This window comes from Ruegeria sp. AB8 (assembly GCF_056542605.1).
In genome coordinates, this window is record NZ_JBQGAB010000011.1 from 87462 (window position 1) to 106139 (window position 18678).

Below are 18678 nucleotides of genomic sequence, written 5' to 3' on the forward strand. Positions count from 1 at the left end.
TGCCCTCCGCCCCGCCGGGGGCGGAAGGCCAGTCAATTGGGATCAGCCTTCGCCGGGTCCCTTGCAGTCGATGATCTGTTCCATCGTGTAGTCAGTCCATCCGGGAACCGTCACGGAAACGGGCCATTCAGGATCCAGATTAGGATTCTGAGCGGCCTTGATCGTTTCGCGGCCAGCATCTGTTGCGTTTTCCCAAAGCACGGGGTCGACAAGGACAGTGTTACTGTCAGGGGCCTCACCGTTCAGGATGTCGACGGCCAAAGCGATGCCCGCGCCGCCAACCGAGCCGGGGTTTGTCACCGCTGCGCCATTCAATCCCTCAACCTCGGTCAGGTATTGAACAAAGCCCGCATTGTCCGCTCCAACGATGGGTACCAAAGGCGCACCGGATTCCGTGAACGCGTCGACGATTACATTGTCGATGCCGCTGGTCCAGACACCGTCAAACGGGATGCCTGTGGCAAGGAAATCAAAGATCTGTTGCTTGCCCTGGTCCTGCTGCCATCCGGTGAAAACCTCGTGCACCACGTTGATCTCGGGATGTTCAGCCAGTGCGCGCTTAAAGCCGTTGTCGCGGTCCGTATCCGCCGAAACCCCGGCGATACCGCGCATGTAAACGACGTCACCTTTCCCGCCGAGCTGCTCGAACAGCCACTTGGCACCAAGGTAGGCGTATTCTTCCTGATTGTTCGACAGAATGTACGCGCCTTCGGCCGAAACGCCTGCATCCACGGCCACAACGACGATGTCTTGCGCCATCGCCTTTTCTAGCGCCGAGTTCAAGGCGTCGGGATTGGATGGGTTCAGAACAATCGCGTCGACACCTGCTTCGATCAGGTTGTTGATGTCTTCCAGTTGCCCGGCAGAATCCGTGTTGCGATGCGCAACGATCAGGTTTGTGACATCGGCTTCAACCAAAGCCTGCGCGCGCATGGCGCAGATCATCTGTTCGCGCCAACCGTTACCTTGAACGGTGTTGGACACGCCGATTGTGTATTGCTTGTGCCCGTCCGCTATCGCCACAGTTGCAAGAGAAGCAGATACTGCTATCGCAGCAACTCCGTATAGTAGGTTTTTCATTTCGTTTTCCTCCCAGTTTTCAATCGGTTCACGTTTGATGTTGTTTCATTTGATGAATGGCGACAGGACATCCCGGGCCAGCAGGAACCCCCGCTTGACCTTTTCGTCCGTGCCTTCGAACAGCCTGTCTTCATGCTCGATGATGATGGGACCGTCGTATCCGACGCGGTAAAGTCCGGAAAAGAAGCCAGACCAGTCCACGTCACCCAGCCCGCAAAGCCGGGGGACTTGCCACCCCATGCCGGTTGACATCACCCCGTTCTCATACAGCCCGTCCTGATCAACCATCACATCCTTGGCGTGGACATGGGCCATGTGAGGGCCGAACTCCTTGATAAAGCGCGTCTGATCGATGAATTGCCAAATTAGATGCGAAGGGTCGAAATTCATGCCAACCGCATCGCCCCACTGCTCGAATATCCGTCGCCAAATCTTGGGCGAATAGGCGATGTTGTGACCCCCGGGCCATTCGTCATAGCTGAAGATCATCGGGCAGTTCTCAAAACACAGGCGCACGCCAGAGTTTTGTGCGTGCTTGACGATCGGATCGAAAATTTCCGTCGCGCGTTCCCAGTTCGCGTCGAGGTTCAGCGTCCGGACACCGCCCACGAATGTGTTGACGACGTTGATGCCCATCACCCCAGCAGCGGTGATGACCTTCATGAGGTGCCCGATAACTTCTGCCCGATGATCCGCATCGGCATGGAGTGGGTTGGGGTAGTATCCCAGACCGGAAATCTCGACCCCATGACCGCCAAGTTCCGCGATAATCTCATTTCCCTGATCTGCAGAAAGGCCGTCCACGTTGATGTGGCTGGTTCCCGCATAGCGCCGTTGCTCGCCGCCTGATGCAGGCCAGCAGGCGACCTCCATCGCTGAAAACCCATTGGCACCGGCCCAGGCCGCCACATCGGCCAGTTGAGAGTCTTCGAATGGTGCAGTCAGTAAGCCCAGTTTCATGTCATCGCCCTCAAATCTCGCTCAAATCCACCCAGCGGCTTTCTTTCGCCGATTTCACGACAGCATCGCAGAACCGCATCTCGTAATGGCCGTCCTCGAATGTGGCCCATGTGCTGCCTTTCTGACGCCCGCCTGCGATGACATCGGCATAGACGGCCCGAAAAAAGTTGAAGAAGGAATCCGCGAAGCCCTCGACATGTCCGGGTGGCAATGTGGCGGCGGCAACCCCGGGGCCGTTCATCAATGTAAAGTCGCGCATCAGGGTCTGGTTCGGCGCGTCGCGGTGCCCAATGAACAGATGGTCAGGGGTTTCACTGTCCCAGGCGGCACTGGCCTTCGCCCCGGCGATATCCCATTGCAATGAGTTCTTTCGACCCATGTTCACCTGAGATGTGCTCATCAAGCCCCGTGCTCCGTTTTCATAACGGATTAGGATCATCGCCGCGTCGTCGGTATCGATAGGCACAGTTTCGGTTTCACCGGTTCCGCTGGAAAACGTCTCGACCGAGCCGAGAGGTTTCTGGCGTTCCGGAATGAAGGTTGTCAGCTCTGCAAAGACAGAAGCAGCTGTCAACCCGGTGACGAAACTAGTCAGATCAACCCAGTGCGTTCCAATGTCACCGACTGAACGCAGCGCTCCGCCCATTTCGCTTTCCAGCCGCCAGTTCCAGTCATCTGATTTTGCCAGCCAGTCCTGGTGGTAATGCCCTGTTATGAAACGAATATCACCAAGATCGCCTGTTTGAACCATGCCATGAGCCTGCTGGTTCAGCGGGTAAAACCGGATGTTGTAACAAACCGCCGCTACCTTTCCTGACGCATCGGCCAGGTCCACCATTTCAGCGCTTTCGGCGGACGTCATGGCAAGGGGCTTTTCACAGATGACGTGTTTGCCTGCCGCCAGAATCGACTTCACCTGCGGATAATGTGCGTGGTTCGGGGTCGTTACGTGCACCACATCGACGCTTTCATCCGCCAGCAGGTCGTCCAGAGATGTGTAGGCGTGCGTCACGCTCATCGCTTGGGCCCGATCCCGGCCGCGCTCTGGCGATGATCCAAGAACGCCTCTTACGTCCACGCCCAGACGCCGAAGGGCCTGAACGTGCACCGTTCCAATGAATCCGGTCCCGATCACTGCCGCGCCAATTTTTGCGAAGTCACTCATCGTGTGCTCCTGTCAAACAACCGAATACCCTCCGTCCACGGTCAGGCATGTACCCGTCACAAAAGCCGAGGCATCTGATGCAAGAAACATGGCTGATCCTGCGATATCTTCCGGTTGACCCCAGCGCGCCAACGGTGTGCGGGCTTCGACCGCTTTTGTGAAATTTGCATCTTCCCTCGCCCGGGCCGATTGTTCGGTCACGATGAACCCGGGTGCGATTGCATTCACCCGAATACCGTCCTTGGCCCAGGCGATTGCCAGCGATTTTGTCAGTTGTTCCACACCGGCTTTCGAGGCGCCGTAGGCCGGGTTTTGCGGTGAACCAAATCGCGCATACATCGAGGCCACATTGATGACGCGTCCTTTTGCGGCCGAAAGGGCAGGGTGCAACGCCTCGGCGCAACGAAACGACCCGGTCAGATTGACGTCCAGCACGTGTGAGAAGAAGTCGGGCTCCATCTCCTCGCCGCGTCGTGTGATCGCGGCACAATTGATCAGCACATCAATATGGTTCCGTGCTCCAGCGAATTTGTAGACTTCGACCGTGTTGGTTACATCCAGTTGACTGTAGCCAAACCGGGTTGCGTCCTCTTCGATGCAATCCGGTTCCACGCCGGTAATTTCCACTTCGGCGCCCGCGTCCTGAAATGCTCTGGCAACAGCTGCGCCAATACCGCCCCGGCTGGCGCCAATCACCAGGACCTTTGCCCCAGTAAAGTCGAAGGAGGTCTTCGAAGTCATCAAAGAGCCCGGATTCCGCTGCTTTTGAATTCGGATGTCATCACTTCCCTCAATCCGCGAGTTTCCTCTGCAATCGATTACATTTTCGAAAAAACCTGCTTTTCAAAAACTGTAATCGATTACATAATCGGCATCACAATAGATTCGAGTCAAGCTGGAAATTTTCTGACTGGTCATGAACAAGAAGCCCAAACCCGCCACGATACAGGATGTTGCCCGTTCCGCGATGGTGTCTACGGCCACGGTCAGTCGTGTTTTGTCCAATCCTGGTCTGGTGTCGGAAGCAACGCGTTTGGCAGTACAGGAAGCCATTCATGAGACAGGCTACCGGGTCAACCAGGCCGCCAGAAACCTGCGCATGCAAAGGGCCGGTGCTGTACTGATCCTGGTCCCCAATCTAGGCAAGCCTTTCTACTCGGGCATCTTGGCTGGTATCAGCGAGGGGTTTGCCGGATCGGACTATGCAGTTCTGATTGCAGATACAGAAAGCAACCCATTGAAGGATGAAACTCTTGCCGGGTACTTTCGGGACGGCCGGATCGACGGTGCAATTTCGTTGGACGGCGGGATATCGTCGGCCGCGTTGCAGCAATGCGTCAGGTACGGGGCGGGTGACCGCATTGTCTTTTTGTGTGAATGGGTCGAGGGCGCGTCCTTTCCGGTGATTTCCAGTGATAACGCCGAAGGTGCGCGATTGGCGATCAGGCATCTGCATGATTTGGGCCACAAGAAAATCGCGCATGTGACCGGCCCCGACGGGAATGTTCTGACAACGGCCCGGCGTGAGGGCATGGTCGAAGAACGGACGCGGCTGGGGCTTCCAGCGCAGCCGGAGTGGATCATCAGGGGCGATTTCTCGCTGGAATCCGGACATGAGGCCGCCAGAAGAATACTCGCGATGGATGACCGCCCAACGGCTGTATTCTGCGCGGCGGACATGGTTGCCTTTGGGTTGATCTCTGGGCTGGTCGCAGGCGGGCTGAAGGTGCCCGAAGACATTTCGGTTGTCGGTTTTGACGATATCGAAATGTCAGGTTCTTACGTTCCCGCGCTGACAACAATCCGACAAGACCGGCATCAACTGGGACGCCGTGCAGCCGAGGTGTTGCTGGGCCAGTTGGCGAATACAAGCCGGAACCCTCCGACAAAAACGGCAGTTTCCGTGGAACTTGTCACGCGGGCGAGCACTGCGCCGCCCAGTTGACAGGCCAAAATTCGAGGCGACTTTGCTATGGTCAAGGAAGCTGCGTAAGAACTGCCATGAGCGATGAAGAGAGGGGATATGAGTAAGTCGACCGCATCCACTGGCTCGGATTTCGCTGTTCGGGACTATTCCCTGACCGGTACGAGTACGCGCCAGGCGATAGAGGCCGGTCTGTCGGCCGCCGAGTGGTATCATAGCGAGGTTCCCCGAAAGAAGCTGAAGTCTCTAATGAAGCGTCGGGATGCGCCTGCCATTCGTGACACAGTGATCTGGATCGCCTTGCATTTTGTGTTTGCGGCTGGCGGGCTTTACTTTTGGGGCAGTTGGCTTTGCGTGCCTTTCTGGTTTGCTTACGGGGTTGTGTACGGTTCTGCTTGCGACAGTCGTTGGCACGAATGTGGTCACGGAACAGCGTTTCGAACCCGCTGGATGAACGATGTCGTGTACCACATCGCGTCCTTCCAGATCATGCGAAACCCGGTCAATTGGCGCTGGAGCCACGCGCGGCATCACACCGATACACTTATTGTTGGCCGCGATCCGGAAATTGCGTGGATGCATCCGATCAACCTGATCCTTAAGACGCTTGCATTTGTAGGGATTGTTGAGACCTGGACTTCGCTCGAAGTTCTGATGCGAAATGCCATGGGGAACCTGTCGCAGGAAGAGCGGGACTACATTCCGGAAAGCCAGTGGTCGAAAGCAGTATTCTGGGCACGGGTTCACGTCGCAATCTACGCCGCTGTTTTATTGGTTTCATTGGTATTGTTTGTCTCTGGGGCAGCTTGGAAGTCCCTGATCCCGATACTCCTGATCGGCGGCCCCCGGGTCTATGGATGCTGGCATTTTGTAATGACGGGGCTGCTTCAGCATGGAGGATTGGCCGAGAACGTTCTTGATCACAGGTTGAATTCCCGAACGCTCTACATGAACCCGATCAGCCGTTGGGTTTACTGGAACATGAATTACCACATCGAGCATCATATGTTCCCGATGGTGCCATATTACTCACTTCCAGCGCTTCATGAGTTGATCAAGGATGACCTGCCGCCGCCGAACACTTCAATTTGGGATGGCTACAAAGAAATGATGGGTTCCGTCATGAAGCAACGCATTGATCCGAACTATGCAATTCGAAAAACACTTCCAACGACGGCGCGACCTTATCGAGAGCATTTGCACATGGCTGTTCCCGAGCGAAAAACGGAAACTGTAAGCGGCGACCGGGAGGGAGTGTAATGCCTTGGTTCGACGCTTGCGCCGTAGACGATGTTGACGAAGAGGACGTCATTCGTTGGGATCACGAGGGCCGTACATACGCAATTTTCCGTAGTCAGGATAATGAGTTCTACTGCACTGATGGTCTCTGTACACACGAACATGTGCACTTATCGGACGGCCTGGTGATGGATTATGAGATCGAGTGCCCCAAGCACAACGGGCTATTCGACTACCGCTCGGGCAAAGCTCTACGAGCGCCTGCATGTGAAGACCTTCGCACCCACGAAACCAAAGTGGAACATGGTCGTGTGATGGTTCTGGTGGAATGATGGTTTGGGTGAGGTATCAATTGTGATCAACCTGTCCGCTACTGGTATCCGGCTTTCCTTCGATTTGCAGTTGGGGTTGATCGAGAGCTTTTGCGTAAATGACGGCGGTACCGAGATCTCGCCGCTGCATCGCGCACCTTGGGTCGGAACGGGCGAAGCCATGCCCGAGGGTATTGCGTCTCATCTGGAAAAGCTCGGTGGTGATTTTTTCTGCGCGCCTTTCGGGGCAACCGAGGGCGCGTCGCCGCTGCATGGATGGCCGCCCAATTCACGCTGGGTATTGAAGGAAAAGACCGAAAACTACTTACGAGCCGAGCTCGAAATAACGGTCTATGGGGCAAGGCTGCAGAAAGAGATCACACTGCGCCCGGGGCATCCATTTGTCTATCAGCGTCATACGTTCATTGGTGGCGATGGGTTGGTGCCGGTAGCCAATCACGCGAACGTATCTTTGCCAAATGGCGGGATCATTCAAACCTCTCGAAAGCAGTGTTGGAGAACACCTCAGACCCCGCTGGAAGTTGATCCGTCATTGGGCCATTCAGCGCTAAAATACCCGGCTGAAAGTGATACTTTGACGTCTTTCCCTGGTATGGGAGACGAATTGGACCTGTCACACTATCCATGGTCTTCGAAAAGCGAAGATTTTGTCGTTGGGCTGGAACCCCCTGAAGTGAAACTGGGGTGGACTGCGGTTATTCGCCCGGTGGAGGGTGACGTTTTCCTGTCACTCAAATCGGCACAGGCTTTGCCGATGACAATGTTGTGGCATTCCAACGGAGGTCGTTACTATGCTCCGTGGTCGGGCAGGCACTTCGCCTGCCTTGGGGTCGAGGAAGGGGCCGCGTCGACCGTTCTGGGCACTGATGAAAACAGTTTTCCCAATGGTCGTGGAGTCATTCAACTGGTTCCCGATGGCCAAGTTGAGATTAGTCATGTCGTCGGCGCGTTTCGTTGGCGTGATGGGGGTGGGGTGAGCGCCATTGAGACCGGGAAAGATCAACTCCTGATCCGAAATACGAAGAACGAGGAGGTCCTTTTGCCGTTTGACCTGCAAGCACTCCGCATTTGAGTGGATGGAAGCTGCGCATCCACACTGTTGATGCCCGGCATCAAGGGTGCCATTCAATGCTTCTCTCTCGAAGTCTGCTTCATCCGGACAATGCGGCGAGCCGGCCTTTTCGACCGAGCGTCCGCAATGATCTCTAAAGGCCTTGCTCTGGTCCGGCATGAGGCTTTGCGCTCCACCACCCAGAAACTCGCCAGAGTTCGGGCGGTATAGATGGCAAGGCGGTGGACCACGATTTCCAGAATACGGCACCAAGATGATAGCGATTATTTCTTATCTATTTTAGGGTGTTAGGGTGACGCGTCAAAGCCGGCGCAGGCAAAGCTCTCTGAATGCAGACCAAGATCGAACAGCGGCGACAGACTGCGCCCATCACTGCCGGTCAAGTTGACGTTGCTGGGAAGGTTGCCGACCGTGCTTTGGGTACAGTGCGCTTTGGTCGGGCAGTTGGCTATCCGCAAATGTCTGACTTCACTGGGGCGAAAACGGAGGATGCAAACCCCACGCGTCTATTGCGATGTGTGGCAGTCGGGTTCTGCCAGCGAATGTCGGCTGACCAGCCTTGTATTGATGCAGATTGAATGGCCTTCCGATTTGCCCTCAACCATTGCAGTCAATTCAAGCGCGGCCTTGCGACCCATTTCCCGGTGGGGAACATGTACGGTCGTCAAGGCCGGGCTGACGATCTCGGCCAATTCTATGTCATCGAAACCCGTTACCGAAACTTGTTCCGGCACCTTTATTCCAAGTCTTCGGGCCTCGCACAGTGCACCTGCGGCCAGAACATCGTTGCCGCACATGACCACTGTTGGCCTTGGGGTGAGGGCCATCAGTTGCCGAAAGGCTTCAGCGCCCTTGTCAATTTCGTAAGTAGTTTCGATCAAGGTCAAGGCATCGGCGTCGAGGTTGCTCTGTGACATAGCCTGCCTGACACCTTCGACGCGGTTTTGCGCCCGATCGTTTCCTTTTGTCTTGCCCGAAATCATGGCGATCCGCCGGTGGCCTGCCGCAATCACGGTTCGCGCCAGTTCCCCCATAGCATCCTTGTTGCTGAAACCGACGGACGGCCGCTTGACGTCCGGGTCGTAGGACCAGGCAACAAGTGATGGAATCTGGTGGCGCTCCAGATACTCATAAATGTCTGCGTCACGCTCATGTCCGATAAGAAGCAACCCGTCCGCACCGCGGGCGACAAGCGTGCGGATCTGCTCTCTCTCCACTTCGGGGTCGTAAGCGGAACTGGATACCAGAAGGGTATATCCGCTTTCACGAAGCTGGTCCTGAAACTCCTGCAATCCGCGGGCGAAGATTGCGTTGTCCATTGTGGGAATAATCGCGCCGATGGTGAAGCTGCGATTCGCTGCCATTACACGAGCTGCAAAATTCGGCGTATAGCCCAACGATTCGACCGCTTGCATGACCCGATGTCGGGTTTGCTCGATTACCCGTTCCGGCGAATTCAGGCATCGCGACACAGTGGCGGTCGAAACGCCTGCCGCCTTTGCAACGTCGTTAAGTGTCGGAGCTGAACGGGTTTTTCCCATGCGGAGCCTGCTGTTGCTTTGGCACCGTCATACCACAAAAAACCGGTCTTGCCATCTGTTGATGTAAGCGCTTGCATTATTGATGTAAGCGCTTACAAATAGGGTTGAGAAAACAATCCGGGGTTTTGCGATGTTCCTTTGGGCTGCTGCTGTCGTCTTTGCCGTATTTTTCACAAATGTGGCGCTGGGCGCATTTGGAGGCGGCGGATTCCTGGGGGATGTCGGTGAGATGCTGGTTCTGTTTGCTGCCTCGATCCTGTTCGTGGCGGCCATTCTCAAGCGAGAGGCTGACCAAGAAAACAACAATGGCAGCTGACAGATTCAATGGGAGGAAGAAAATGACGAATGGCAAGGATGGCCTCAAATCTGCTGAGCGCCGGAATTTTCTGAAGCTGGCTTCAACCGGCTCGTTCACAGCGGCGGTGGTGGCCGGAGCTGGCGGCGTATTGTGGTCTTCGGAGGCCGCAGCGCAAACCGCCAAAGAAGAGAAAGAACGCGAGAATGCAGCCGAGCATGTGATGACCGTCGCCACGGCTTACGTGCTGGGCGCGTCGCGTAGTTATCCGATCATGCAGTTGGATTTAAAGGAAAATATCCAGAACGCGACCAACGGCAAGATCTACGTCAAGCTGGCTCCCGGTGGGCAGTTGGGTGCGGGCGGCGCGCTGGTTCAAAAGGTTCAGGGCGGCACAATTCAGGCAGCACAGCATTCGCTGTCGAACTTTGCGCCTTTTGCCTCGACCGTCGATCTGATCAACATGCCGTATCTGTGCGGCTCGAACCAGCGGTTCACCAATCTGGTGCATTCCGACACTTGGAAGAACGAAGTGCATCCCAAGGTCGAAGCCGCCGGATTCAAGGCCCTGTTCTACGTTGTGATTGATCCAAGGGTTGTCGCGGTGCGTCAGGGCGGAAACGCCATTCTTACCCCGTCGGACATGAGCGGTGTGAAATTCCGCGTGCCCGGCTCGAAGATGCTGCAGCAATACTATCGGATGGTCGGTGCCAACCCGACACCTGTCGCATGGGGCGAGACGCCATCGGCGATCAAGCAGGGTGTGGCCGATGCGCTGGATCCGTCGGTCGGTGCGTTGTATGTCTTTGGCTTCAAGGACATTCTCAGCAACGTCACCTTCACGCAGGCCGTGCCGGACAGTCAGGTCTATTCCTGTAATCTGGAATGGTTCAATTCACTGCCATCCGATGTGCAAGAGGGCATCATGTGGGGGTCGGAAATGACCAGCCACCAGAACCTGTCCAAAGTACCGTCGGCACGAGCCTATGCCATGGCGGAACTGAACAAGGCAGGCGTACAATTCCATTCGCTGTCCGATGATCAACTGGCCGAGTGGAAGGATGCCGGTGGCTACCAGCGTTCGGAATGGGATCCGTTCAAGACCGAACTTGCAGGCTCGATGGACAATTTCGAAAAACTGGTCGAGGCGGCTGGAACGCAGGGCAAGTACTACGTCCACGACGCATAAGATCCGACGGGCGAGGGGGGCTGACCTCTCTCGCCCGTTTTACCACGTGCAACCAGATGGCGGCGGTCCCAGCGGACCGGCAGGTCTAGTGTTGCCAGGGACCGGGGCCGGAAATGACCATATTGCAAAAAATCGACCGAGACGCCGAGCGCTGGCTGCTACTGGTGTTCTACGTGATGCTTGTCATCACCATGGCGATCGAGGTGTTGCGGCGTGAAGTGTTCGCATTCTCCTCGATCTGGGGCGAAGAGATCGTCCGCTATTCCTTCATATATCTCGCCTGGATCGGCGCGGCGGCGGCCGTCAAGGAACGCGCCCATATCCGCATCGACGTGATCATGCATTATCTCGGGCCACGCCCCAAGGCGGCTTTGTACATCTTCGGCGATTTGGTGATGTTCGTGGTGGCCGTTATCGCGCTTTACTGGTCATATGAGGCGGTTCATGTCTCGGCCAAGTTCGGTTCGGTCACGGACGGGTTGCGGGTCTCCAAGGTCTGGTTCCTGATGGCTGTGCCGACCGGATTTGCGCTGATGATATGGCGCCTGATCCAATCCCTTTTGCGCGACCTGAAATCCCTTCGCGACGGCACGCCCGTCTTCGAAGGCGACAAGCTGTTTGATTGAGGAGAACTCGAATGCTCTGGAACTCCCTCAATCAAACCGTTGAGCTGGGATGGGATTTTTACCTGCCGGTGATCCTGTTCGTGGGCCTGATCGCCTTGGCGGTGCCGGTCTGGGCCGCCATTGGTACCGCCGCGATTGTCATGCTGATCATGTCGGGCGACCTGCCGCTGAGCGCCATCGGTGAAAGCCTGTTCACCGGTATCGACGCATTTGCACTGACAGCTGTGCCGCTGTTCATCCTGACCGGCGATGTGCTTGTGCGAACCGGCCTCAGTAAGAAATTTCTGGATGTGGCCGAGGCGCTGACCTGCTGGACGCGCGGCGGTTTCGGATCAGCGACCGTTCTGGTCTGCGGGATGTTTGCGGCGATCTCGGGCTCGGACGCGGCGGGTGCCGCTGCCGTGGGGCGGATGACAATCGCGCGGCTTGTCGAAAGCGGTTACCCCCGACCCTATGCCTGCGCCCTGGTGGCGGCTGGCGCCTGTACCGGCATCCTTATCCCACCTTCAATCGCGTATATCATTATCGGTCTTGTACTGGGCATCTCAGCGTCAACACTGTTTCTGGCGGCGCTTATCCCGGGTCTTGCGATCCTGGTGTCGATCCTGATCACCAACATCATCATGAACCGCCTTTATACCTATGAGACCGGCGGCAATATGGGGCTGGGCGAGTGGATGGGCAATCTGGGTCAATCGTTGAAATCCGGCTGGTATGCCTTCATCGTGCCGGGAATCATTTTCTACGGCATCTTCTCGGGCCGTCTGACCCCGACCGAAGCCGGTGCAACGGCGGTGGTCGTAACCATCGTGATGGGTTTCATACTGGGCACCCTGAAGCTGTCGGACTTTCCGGCGATGCTTGTCAGCTCTGCCAAAGTGAACGGGGTGATCCTGCCGATCATCGCATTTTCAGCCCCGCTGGCCGAGGCGCTGGCAATCATGGGTGTGCCGCAGGGCTTTGTGACCGCCGTGACCGGGCTGACCGATGATCCGGCCATGCTGATCCTGTTGATGATCTGCATCCTGATCGCAGCGGGCTGCGTTATGGAGACGACGCCCAACATCGTGATCCTGGCGCCAATCCTGAAACCCCTGGCCGACAACATCGGCATGAACGAAATCCAGTTCTGCATCATGATGATCACCGCGCTGGGCGTTGGCTTCATCACGCCGCCCCTGGGGCTGAACCTCTTTGTTGTCTCCGGCATTACCGGCGAGTCGATCCTGAAAATCGCAGCCCGTGCCGTTCCCTTTGTTCTGACAATGCTGATCGTCGTGCTGCTGATCGCCTATTTCCCGCCGATCTCGACCACTTTGCTTCCTGATATCTACAAGTAGGACCCCCTGGAAATGACCCGTGAATATCTGAAAAAGGCCACCCTGACTCCCAAGTCGGACGCGTCTGAAACTCATAAGATCGTGCAGGGCATCCTCGACGACATTGAGACTGGAGGCGATGCCAAGGCTCTGGAATATGCCGCAAAGTTTGACCAGTACGAGGGCAACGTGCTGCTGACGCCGGAAGAGATCGAGGCCGCTTGTGCACTGGTCCCGGAGAAACTGAAGGCGGATATTCGGTTTTCCCACGACAATGTTCGCCGCTTTGCCCAACTGCAAAAAGGCACGGTGCATGACGTGGAAATGGAAATCTCCCCCGGTTTCGTGACCGGGCAAAAGGCGATCCCGGTGGATGCGGCCGGATGCTACGTTCCGGGCGGGCGCTACAGCCATATTGCCAGCGCCATCATGACCGTGACCACCGCCAAGGTGGCAGGGTGCAAGCATATCACCGCCTGTTCGCCGCCGCGCCCCGGCGTCGGTGTGGCCCCGGCCATCATCTATGCTGCCCATATCTGTGGCGCGGATAAAATCATGGCAATGGGTGGTGTTCAGGGTGTTGCGGCAATGACATTCGGTCTGTTTGGCTTGCCCAAGGCAAACATCCTGGTGGGCCCCGGAAACCAGTTTGTCGCCGAGGCGAAGCGCATCCTGTTTGGCCGCGTCGGCATCGACATGATAGCAGGCCCGACTGACAGCCTGATCCTGGCTGACGGCACAGCGGACGCCCACATCGTTGCCACCGATCTGGTGAGCCAGGCAGAGCATGGCTACAACTCTCCGGTCTGGCTGGTTACCGACAACCGCGCCCTGGCGGAAGACGTGATGCGGCTGGTACCGGATTACATCAACGACCTGCCCGAGGTGAACCGCGAGAACGCCGCAGCGGCCTGGCGTGATTATGCCGAGGTGATCCTTTGTGCGGATCGAGAAGAAATGGCCGCCTGTTCCGACGAATACGCGCCCGAGCATCTGACAGTGCAGGCCGCGGATCTGGATTGGTGGCTTGAGCGGCTGACCTGCTACGGCTCATTGTTCCTGGGTGAAGAGACTACAGTTTCCTACGGCGACAAGGCCGCAGGGACCAACCATGTGCTGCCGACTTCGCGCGCGGCAAGCTATACTGGCGGGCTGTCGGTTCACAAATACATGAAGATCGTCACCTGGCAGCGCGCAACCCGCGAGGGTTCGAAACCAGTGGCCGAGGCCACCGCGCGGATTGCCCGGCTGGAAGGGATGGAGGGGCACGCGCGTGCCGCCGACGTCCGGTTGGCCAAGTACTTCCCGGACGAAGTCTTTGATCTGACCGCAAATGGCTGACCCGCGAGCCCTGTTCGATCTGACAGGCCGAACTGCCTGCGTAACCGGTGCCAGTTCCGGTTTGGGACGGCAAGCGGCAGTGACGCTCGCTGCCGCCGGAGCGCAGGTTGTGGCGGTCGCACGGCGTGCCGAGGCATTGGAAGGTCTGTGTGCGGAAATCGGGGCTGGCGCTGCCCATGTGGTGGCGGATGTGGCGGACCGCAGCGGGCTGAAGGCGCTGGCAGAAGCGATTTCGGCCCCCTTCGGAATGCCGGATATTCTGGTACATGCGGCCGGGATCAATACACGGCAGCCAGCGGACGAAGTGACGATTGCGGATTGGGACCAGACGCTGGCTTTGAACCTTTCAGCGCCGTTCTTTATCAGCCAGGCATTTGTGCCTGCGATGAAGGAACGGGGGTGGGGGCGGATCGTCAATTTCGCGTCGCTCCAGACCTTTCGGGCTTTTCCCGGTGGCATCGCATACGGAGCCAGCAAGGGCGGGGTCGGTCAGATGACCCGCGCCATGGCTGAAGCCTGGTCGCCCCACGGCATCACCGCCAACGCGATCGGGCCCGGGTTCTTCCCGACCGAGCTGACACAGGCCGTGTTCAGCGACAAGGCGCGTGCTGCGGGCAATGCGGCGCAAACCTGTATCGGCCGCAATGGCCGGCTTGAGGATATCGACGGACCGCTGTTGTTTCTGTGTTCCGAAGCGTCGGGTTATGTCACCGGGCAAGTCCTGATGGTTGACGGAGGGTTCACGGCAAAATGAAAGCGCTTGTCTATGAAGGGGTTGAGAAGCTTGGCTTTCGCGATGTGCCGATGGCTGCGGCCCAGGCAGGCGAACACCTGATCCGCATCCATGCCTCGGGCATCTGCGGGTCCGACATGCATGCCTATATGGGTCATGACGCCCGGCGTCCTGCGCCGCTCATATTGGGGCACGAGGCGGCTGGAGTAATCGTGGGCGGGCCGCGTGATGGTCAAAGGGTAACGATCAATCCGTTGGTCACCTGTGAAGAGTGTGCAGCCTGTGTGTCCGGGCGCGAAAACCTCTGCGCCCGCCGCGAGATCATTTCAATGCCCCCGCGCGAGGGGGCCTTTGCGCAGTTCGTGGCAATCCCCGAGCGCAATCTGGTAACGGTGCCGGATGACGTGCCGCTGGAAAAGGCGACGCTGAGTGAACCGCTGGCCGTAAGCTGGCATGCCGCCCGACTTGCACTCGAAGCGCTGAATCCACAGATGGAACGCCGCGCGCTTGTCATCGGCGGCGGCGCGATCGGGCTGGCGGCTGCCTTGGCGTTTCGCGCCATGGGTGTGGATGATGTGACGATACAGGAACCCAACGCCGCCCGCCGTGCCTTTCTGACAGAGCGCTGCGGCCAACAGACAATCGACGCGTTTCAGGGCATGGTGCCGCTGGTGTTGGATGCGGTGGGGTATGCTGCCACCCGTGCCGCAGCCTCGGCGATTGCAATGCCGGGCGGAGTAATTGCGCATGTCGGTCTGGGTGAGGATGCAGGCGGTCTGGATATCCGCCGCATGACCTTGCAGGAAATCACATTCATCGGCACTTATACCTATACCGCGCAGGATTTCCGTGACACCGCACAGGCAATTTTTGAAGGTCGCTTGGGCCCGCTCGACTGGCCCGAACTGCGCCCGTTGTCTGACGGCGCTGCCGCTTTTCACGACTTGCGGTCCGGTTCGGTGGCCGCGCCCAAGATTATCCTCGACCCGTGGGCCTGAACGCCTGCGATAAAACGGAGAGAACCCATGTATGACAAAGTCCTGGTTCCTATGGCCCTGGATCACGGAGTTTCCGGCACCACCCTCAGGGCCGCCACGACATTATGCAATCCGGGTGGGCAGATCATCGCTCTGCACGTCTACGAAGCGCCGCATGGCTCAGTCGGCACTTATTTGGACGAAGACGTCGTGCGCGAAGGGTTCGAAACGGCCCGCCGCCAGCTGGCCCAGAAAACGTCAGACCATGACAACGTAACAGCCGAGATCGTGAAGGGCCGTTCGTATCGCGGCATCGTCGAATACGCGGAAAAACACGGCGTGGACTGCATTGTCGTTGGTTCTCACAAGCCCGGCCTCAGCGACTATTTTCTGGGCACAACGGCAGCCCGCGTTGTTCGCCATGCTCCGTGCGCGGTGCATGTCTGCCGCACCGCCTGAACCCCGATACTGACACATCCAACCGCGCGTTATGCGCCACAGACAGGACTGATATCCCGGATATGGACATAGACAAAAAGATAACAGACGACCTGGTTGCGAACGATGTTTCGTTCGTAACCACCGTCCCTTGCAAGCAATTGGCGGGCGTGATCGAAGAAATCGACCAGCGCGACGGCATCTATCACATACCTTCGAACAAGGAAGACGAAGGCATGGGCCTGTGCGCAGGGGCATGGATGGGCGGCAAGCGCCCTGCGATTATCATGCAGAACACCGCCATCGGCGTTACGATCAACACGTTGGCCACCCTGATCCAGTACTACCGGATGCCACTGCCCATGCTGATTTCGTATCGCGGTGAGCTGCGCGAACCCATCGCCTGCCAGGTCGAGATGGCGGTGCACACCAAGGCACTGCTGGCCCAGCTCAATATCCCGACATATCATTTCCACCATCAGTCGGATGTCGAGGAACTGGACGCGATCCTGAAATACACCTTCATGTGCAACAAGCCGGTCGCCATCCTGACCGACGCCAACTTCTGGGGAGGCTACGGCGACCAATGATCCGCTCTGAAATCCTGAAGGAAATCGCCCCGATCCTGCGTGATCAGCTGGTTGTCTGCAATATCGGCATCCCCAGCCAGGAACTGCACGCCATCGACGATCAGCCGACCAACTTCTACATGCTGGGCACCATGGGACTGGCCTCGAGCATCGGTCTGGGGCTCGCCCTGTCGCAGCCGAAGCCGGTGATCGTCATCGATGGTGACGGCTCGATCCTGACCAATCTTGGTACTTTGCCGACCATCGCCAACAACGTGGCCGACAACTATATCCTGCTGATCGTGGACAATGGCTCATACGGGTCGACCGGGGATCAGCCGACCTATGCCGGGCAGAAAACGTCCCTGACGAAAATGGCCGAGGCCGCCGGGTGCGAGCGGGTGATCGAATGTGCCGCCCAGGACACGGGCCGTGTGCTGCAAGAGGCACTGGATGCCAAACAGATGACCATCATCGTCAGCAAATGCGAAAGCGGAAATGCCAAGATGCCGCCGATCACGATGGACCCGGTCGTCATCCGCGACCGCTTCATGAAGGCCGTACAGGCCTGATGGCCGCAGGCACCATCCATAGCGCCGAAGACGCCCGCCGTCTGGCTAGGCGGCGTCTGCCGTGGATGGTGTTCGATTATATCGACGGCTCCGCCGGGGCCGAAACCGGCGCGGCGCGCAACCGTGCCGCATTGGACGCCATAACCTTGCGACCCCGTATCCTGCGCGATGTCAGTCAACGGTCGATGGCGTCTCGGGTCTTTGATGTCGAGGCAGACAGGCCCTTCGGTATCGCCCCCATGGGGATGTGCAACCTTGCCGCCCCGGGCGCTGATTTGATGCTTGCGAGGCTTGCGGCGCGCTACAGCGTGCCACATGTCGTATCGACCGTGGCCTCGACGCCGATGGAAGAGATCATTACCGAGGCCGAAGGTAATGCCTGGTTTCAGTTGTATTTCAGCGGAGACGGGACGGGATCTTTCAAACTGGCCGAGCGTGCGAAACAGGCCGGGTATGACATCCTTGTCCTGACCGTCGATGTCCCCGAGGTCGGCCGTCGCCCGCGCGAATTGCGCCATGGGTTCAAGATGCCGTTCCGCATCGGCCCGCGCCAGTTCATCGACTTCGCACTGCACCCGTACTGGTCATTGAACACCCTTCTGAAGGGCAAGCCTGTGATGGCCAATTTCGAGATGGAAGGCTATGACTTCGATCGTACCGAAAGCCGGGCGCGTGCCACATGGGACACTTTGGTGCAATTGCGCGACCTTTGGCCTGGAAAACTGGTCGTCAAGGGCGTGCTGGACGTCGAAGATGCCCGCAACCTGATGTCGGCAGGCGTGGATGCCATCCAGGTTTCAAGCCATGGCGCGCGGCAGTTGGATTCTGCGCCTGCGCCGATTGACATGCTGGCAAAGATCCGTGCCGATCTTGGGCCAGACTTTCCCGTGTTCTACGACAGCGGCATCCGGTCAGGCGAAGATGTTCTCAAGGCATTGTCGGTCGGGGCGGACTACGTATTTGTCGGAAGGATCCTGCAGTATGCCATTGCGGCCGCGGGTGAATCCGGTTTGGAGCAATTGTGGGACGCGCTTAGCGAAGAACTGAGCATTGCCATGGCGCAGACCGGGAAGACCTCTCTGACCGGCCCCTGACTGCGAGCACTGCGCGCGTAAAACACCCGACAATCCGGCTGAAATAGCGGTCGCTTACGGCTTGACCTATTTTGCGGAACTGCGACGCTTGGGGTAGGCCGTTGAGTTCAGCTCGGGCCAGTACTGCACCACCTCTTTTGCGGAACTGCGGGATAGAAGGGACTTCATGTCGCGCCCCACACGGAGTGGTTTGATCAGCGCCTTGACAAGAT

20 protein-coding genes are annotated in these 18678 nt (G+C 57.8%); 15 read left to right on the plus strand and 5 right to left on the minus strand.

Going from position 1 to position 18678, the window contains the following annotated elements:
* Positions 1–42: 42 nt before the first annotated feature.
* The 4 genes from ACR0CG_RS13030 to ACR0CG_RS13045 are packed head-to-tail and all read right to left on the minus strand — an operon-like array spanning position 43 to position 3946.
* Positions 43–1080 carry an ABC transporter substrate-binding protein gene (locus ACR0CG_RS13030; RefSeq protein WP_170806450.1) on the minus strand — a complete coding sequence of 346 codons (1038 nt, stop codon included), beginning with the start codon at positions 1078–1080 and terminating at the stop codon, positions 43–45.
* A gap of 45 nt (positions 1081–1125) precedes the next feature.
* The gene (locus ACR0CG_RS13035; protein ID WP_480525402.1) at positions 1126–2040 is read right to left on the minus strand and encodes a sugar phosphate isomerase/epimerase family protein; all 915 of its coding nucleotides are present in this window, start codon (positions 2038–2040) and stop codon (positions 1126–1128) included.
* 10 nt (positions 2041–2050) lie between these two features.
* A complete protein-coding gene (locus tag ACR0CG_RS13040; RefSeq protein WP_480525404.1) occupies positions 2051–3205 on the minus strand; it encodes a Gfo/Idh/MocA family protein in 1155 nt (384 codons plus the stop codon).
* Between the two features lie 12 nt (positions 3206–3217).
* Positions 3218–3946, minus strand: coding sequence for an SDR family NAD(P)-dependent oxidoreductase (locus tag ACR0CG_RS13045; RefSeq protein ID WP_480525405.1), 729 nt, complete (start codon positions 3944–3946; stop codon positions 3218–3220).
* Between the two features lie 175 nt (positions 3947–4121).
* Here ACR0CG_RS13045 and ACR0CG_RS13050 point away from each other — a divergent pair, with 175 nt between their 5' ends.
* The 4 genes from ACR0CG_RS13050 to ACR0CG_RS13065 all read left to right on the plus strand — a co-directional run bounded on the left by ACR0CG_RS13050 (position 4122) and on the right by ACR0CG_RS13065 (position 7772).
* Complete coding sequence (locus tag ACR0CG_RS13050; RefSeq protein ID WP_480525407.1) at positions 4122–5150, plus strand: LacI family DNA-binding transcriptional regulator; 1029 nt, start codon at positions 4122–4124, stop codon at positions 5148–5150.
* Between the two features lie 78 nt (positions 5151–5228).
* The gene (locus tag ACR0CG_RS13055) at positions 5229–6389 is read left to right on the plus strand and encodes a fatty acid desaturase family protein (RefSeq protein WP_480525408.1); all 1161 of its coding nucleotides are present in this window, start codon (positions 5229–5231) and stop codon (positions 6387–6389) included.
* Positions 6389–6700: a MocE family 2Fe-2S type ferredoxin gene (locus ACR0CG_RS13060; RefSeq protein ID WP_480525409.1), complete on the plus strand. Its 312-nt coding sequence runs from the start codon at positions 6389–6391 to the stop codon at positions 6698–6700. The genes ACR0CG_RS13055 and ACR0CG_RS13060 overlap by 1 nt, the downstream gene beginning before the upstream one ends.
* A gap of 4 nt (positions 6701–6704) precedes the next feature.
* Positions 6705–7772, plus strand: a complete 1068-nt coding sequence (locus ACR0CG_RS13065) for a hypothetical protein (RefSeq protein ID WP_480525410.1) — start codon at positions 6705–6707, stop codon at positions 7770–7772.
* A gap of 506 nt (positions 7773–8278) precedes the next feature.
* Here the strand turns inward: ACR0CG_RS13065 and ACR0CG_RS13070 are convergent.
* On the minus strand, positions 8279–9313 hold the full coding sequence (locus ACR0CG_RS13070; RefSeq protein ID WP_480525412.1) for a LacI family DNA-binding transcriptional regulator: 1035 nt from the start codon (positions 9311–9313) through the stop codon (positions 8279–8281).
* Positions 9314–9443: 130 nt separating this feature from the next.
* On the opposite strand from ACR0CG_RS13070, the gene ACR0CG_RS13075 reads away from it, so the two are divergent.
* The 11 genes from ACR0CG_RS13075 (at position 9444) to ACR0CG_RS13125 (ending at position 18466) form a co-directional block, all read left to right on the plus strand.
* The gene (locus ACR0CG_RS13075; protein WP_170614589.1) at positions 9444–9629 is read left to right on the plus strand and encodes a hypothetical protein; all 186 of its coding nucleotides are present in this window, start codon (positions 9444–9446) and stop codon (positions 9627–9629) included.
* Between the two features lie 22 nt (positions 9630–9651).
* Positions 9652–10797 (plus strand): TRAP transporter substrate-binding protein, encoded by a 1146-nt coding sequence (locus ACR0CG_RS13080; protein WP_170614590.1) that lies wholly within the window; start codon positions 9652–9654, stop codon positions 10795–10797.
* Positions 10798–10910: 113 nt separating this feature from the next.
* Positions 10911–11423 (plus strand): TRAP transporter small permease, encoded by a 513-nt coding sequence (locus tag ACR0CG_RS13085; protein WP_170614591.1) that lies wholly within the window; start codon positions 10911–10913, stop codon positions 11421–11423.
* 11 nt (positions 11424–11434) lie between these two features.
* Positions 11435–12763 carry a TRAP transporter large permease gene (locus ACR0CG_RS13090; protein ID WP_170680424.1) on the plus strand — a complete coding sequence of 443 codons (1329 nt, stop codon included), beginning with the start codon at positions 11435–11437 and terminating at the stop codon, positions 12761–12763.
* Between the two features lie 12 nt (positions 12764–12775).
* A complete protein-coding gene (hisD, locus tag ACR0CG_RS13095) occupies positions 12776–14083 on the plus strand; it encodes a histidinol dehydrogenase (RefSeq protein WP_321253872.1) in 1308 nt (435 codons plus the stop codon).
* On the plus strand, positions 14076–14837 hold the full coding sequence (locus tag ACR0CG_RS13100; protein ID WP_480525415.1) for an SDR family NAD(P)-dependent oxidoreductase: 762 nt from the start codon (positions 14076–14078) through the stop codon (positions 14835–14837). The genes hisD and ACR0CG_RS13100 overlap by 8 nt, the downstream gene beginning before the upstream one ends.
* Positions 14834–15814: an alcohol dehydrogenase catalytic domain-containing protein gene (locus ACR0CG_RS13105; protein WP_480525417.1), complete on the plus strand. Its 981-nt coding sequence runs from the start codon at positions 14834–14836 to the stop codon at positions 15812–15814. Before ACR0CG_RS13100 ends, ACR0CG_RS13105 begins: the two co-directional genes overlap by 4 nt.
* A gap of 27 nt (positions 15815–15841) precedes the next feature.
* A complete protein-coding gene (locus tag ACR0CG_RS13110) occupies positions 15842–16252 on the plus strand; it encodes a universal stress protein (protein WP_170806438.1) in 411 nt (136 codons plus the stop codon).
* A 62-nt stretch (positions 16253–16314) separates the two neighbouring features.
* On the plus strand, positions 16315–16821 hold the full coding sequence (gene comD / locus ACR0CG_RS13115) for a sulfopyruvate decarboxylase subunit alpha (RefSeq protein ID WP_170614597.1): 507 nt from the start codon (positions 16315–16317) through the stop codon (positions 16819–16821).
* Positions 16818–17372 (plus strand): sulfopyruvate decarboxylase subunit beta, encoded by a 555-nt coding sequence (gene comE, locus ACR0CG_RS13120; protein ID WP_170680415.1) that lies wholly within the window; start codon positions 16818–16820, stop codon positions 17370–17372. The genes comD and comE overlap by 4 nt, the downstream gene beginning before the upstream one ends.
* Positions 17372–18466 (plus strand): alpha-hydroxy acid oxidase, encoded by a 1095-nt coding sequence (locus tag ACR0CG_RS13125; RefSeq protein ID WP_480525419.1) that lies wholly within the window; start codon positions 17372–17374, stop codon positions 18464–18466. Before comE ends, ACR0CG_RS13125 begins: the two co-directional genes overlap by 1 nt.
* Positions 18467–18678 lie beyond the last annotated feature (212 nt).

What these genes read in the sequence shown, in the direction of transcription:
- ACR0CG_RS13055 (WP_480525408.1), top strand. Translation starts at nt 5,229, where the DNA reads ATGAGTAAGTCGACCGCATCCACTGGCTCGGATTTCGCTGTTCGGGAC.
- ACR0CG_RS13030 (WP_170806450.1), bottom strand. Translation starts at nt 1,080, where the DNA reads ATGAAAAACCTACTATACGGAGTTGCTGCGATAGCAGTATCTGCTTCT.
- ACR0CG_RS13125 (WP_480525419.1), top strand. Translation starts at nt 17,372, where the DNA reads ATGGCCGCAGGCACCATCCATAGCGCCGAAGACGCCCGCCGTCTGGCT.
- ACR0CG_RS13035 (WP_480525402.1), bottom strand. Translation starts at nt 2,040, where the DNA reads ATGAAACTGGGCTTACTGACTGCACCATTCGAAGACTCTCAACTGGCC.
- ACR0CG_RS13080 (WP_170614590.1), top strand. Translation starts at nt 9,652, where the DNA reads ATGACGAATGGCAAGGATGGCCTCAAATCTGCTGAGCGCCGGAATTTT.
- ACR0CG_RS13100 (WP_480525415.1), top strand. Translation starts at nt 14,076, where the DNA reads ATGGCTGACCCGCGAGCCCTGTTCGATCTGACAGGCCGAACTGCCTGC.
- ACR0CG_RS13085 (WP_170614591.1), top strand. Translation starts at nt 10,911, where the DNA reads ATGACCATATTGCAAAAAATCGACCGAGACGCCGAGCGCTGGCTGCTA.
- hisD (WP_321253872.1), top strand. Translation starts at nt 12,776, where the DNA reads ATGACCCGTGAATATCTGAAAAAGGCCACCCTGACTCCCAAGTCGGAC.
- ACR0CG_RS13045 (WP_480525405.1), bottom strand. Translation starts at nt 3,946, where the DNA reads ATGACTTCGAAGACCTCCTTCGACTTTACTGGGGCAAAGGTCCTGGTG.
- ACR0CG_RS13040 (WP_480525404.1), bottom strand. Translation starts at nt 3,205, where the DNA reads ATGAGTGACTTCGCAAAAATTGGCGCGGCAGTGATCGGGACCGGATTC.
- ACR0CG_RS13105 (WP_480525417.1), top strand. Translation starts at nt 14,834, where the DNA reads ATGAAAGCGCTTGTCTATGAAGGGGTTGAGAAGCTTGGCTTTCGCGAT.
- ACR0CG_RS13110 (WP_170806438.1), top strand. Translation starts at nt 15,842, where the DNA reads ATGTATGACAAAGTCCTGGTTCCTATGGCCCTGGATCACGGAGTTTCC.
- ACR0CG_RS13070 (WP_480525412.1), bottom strand. Translation starts at nt 9,313, where the DNA reads ATGGGAAAAACCCGTTCAGCTCCGACACTTAACGACGTTGCAAAGGCG.
- ACR0CG_RS13050 (WP_480525407.1), top strand. Translation starts at nt 4,122, where the DNA reads ATGAACAAGAAGCCCAAACCCGCCACGATACAGGATGTTGCCCGTTCC.
- ACR0CG_RS13075 (WP_170614589.1), top strand. Translation starts at nt 9,444, where the DNA reads ATGTTCCTTTGGGCTGCTGCTGTCGTCTTTGCCGTATTTTTCACAAAT.
- ACR0CG_RS13060 (WP_480525409.1), top strand. Translation starts at nt 6,389, where the DNA reads ATGCCTTGGTTCGACGCTTGCGCCGTAGACGATGTTGACGAAGAGGAC.
- comE (WP_170680415.1), top strand. Translation starts at nt 16,818, where the DNA reads ATGATCCGCTCTGAAATCCTGAAGGAAATCGCCCCGATCCTGCGTGAT.
- ACR0CG_RS13090 (WP_170680424.1), top strand. Translation starts at nt 11,435, where the DNA reads ATGCTCTGGAACTCCCTCAATCAAACCGTTGAGCTGGGATGGGATTTT.
- comD (WP_170614597.1), top strand. Translation starts at nt 16,315, where the DNA reads ATGGACATAGACAAAAAGATAACAGACGACCTGGTTGCGAACGATGTT.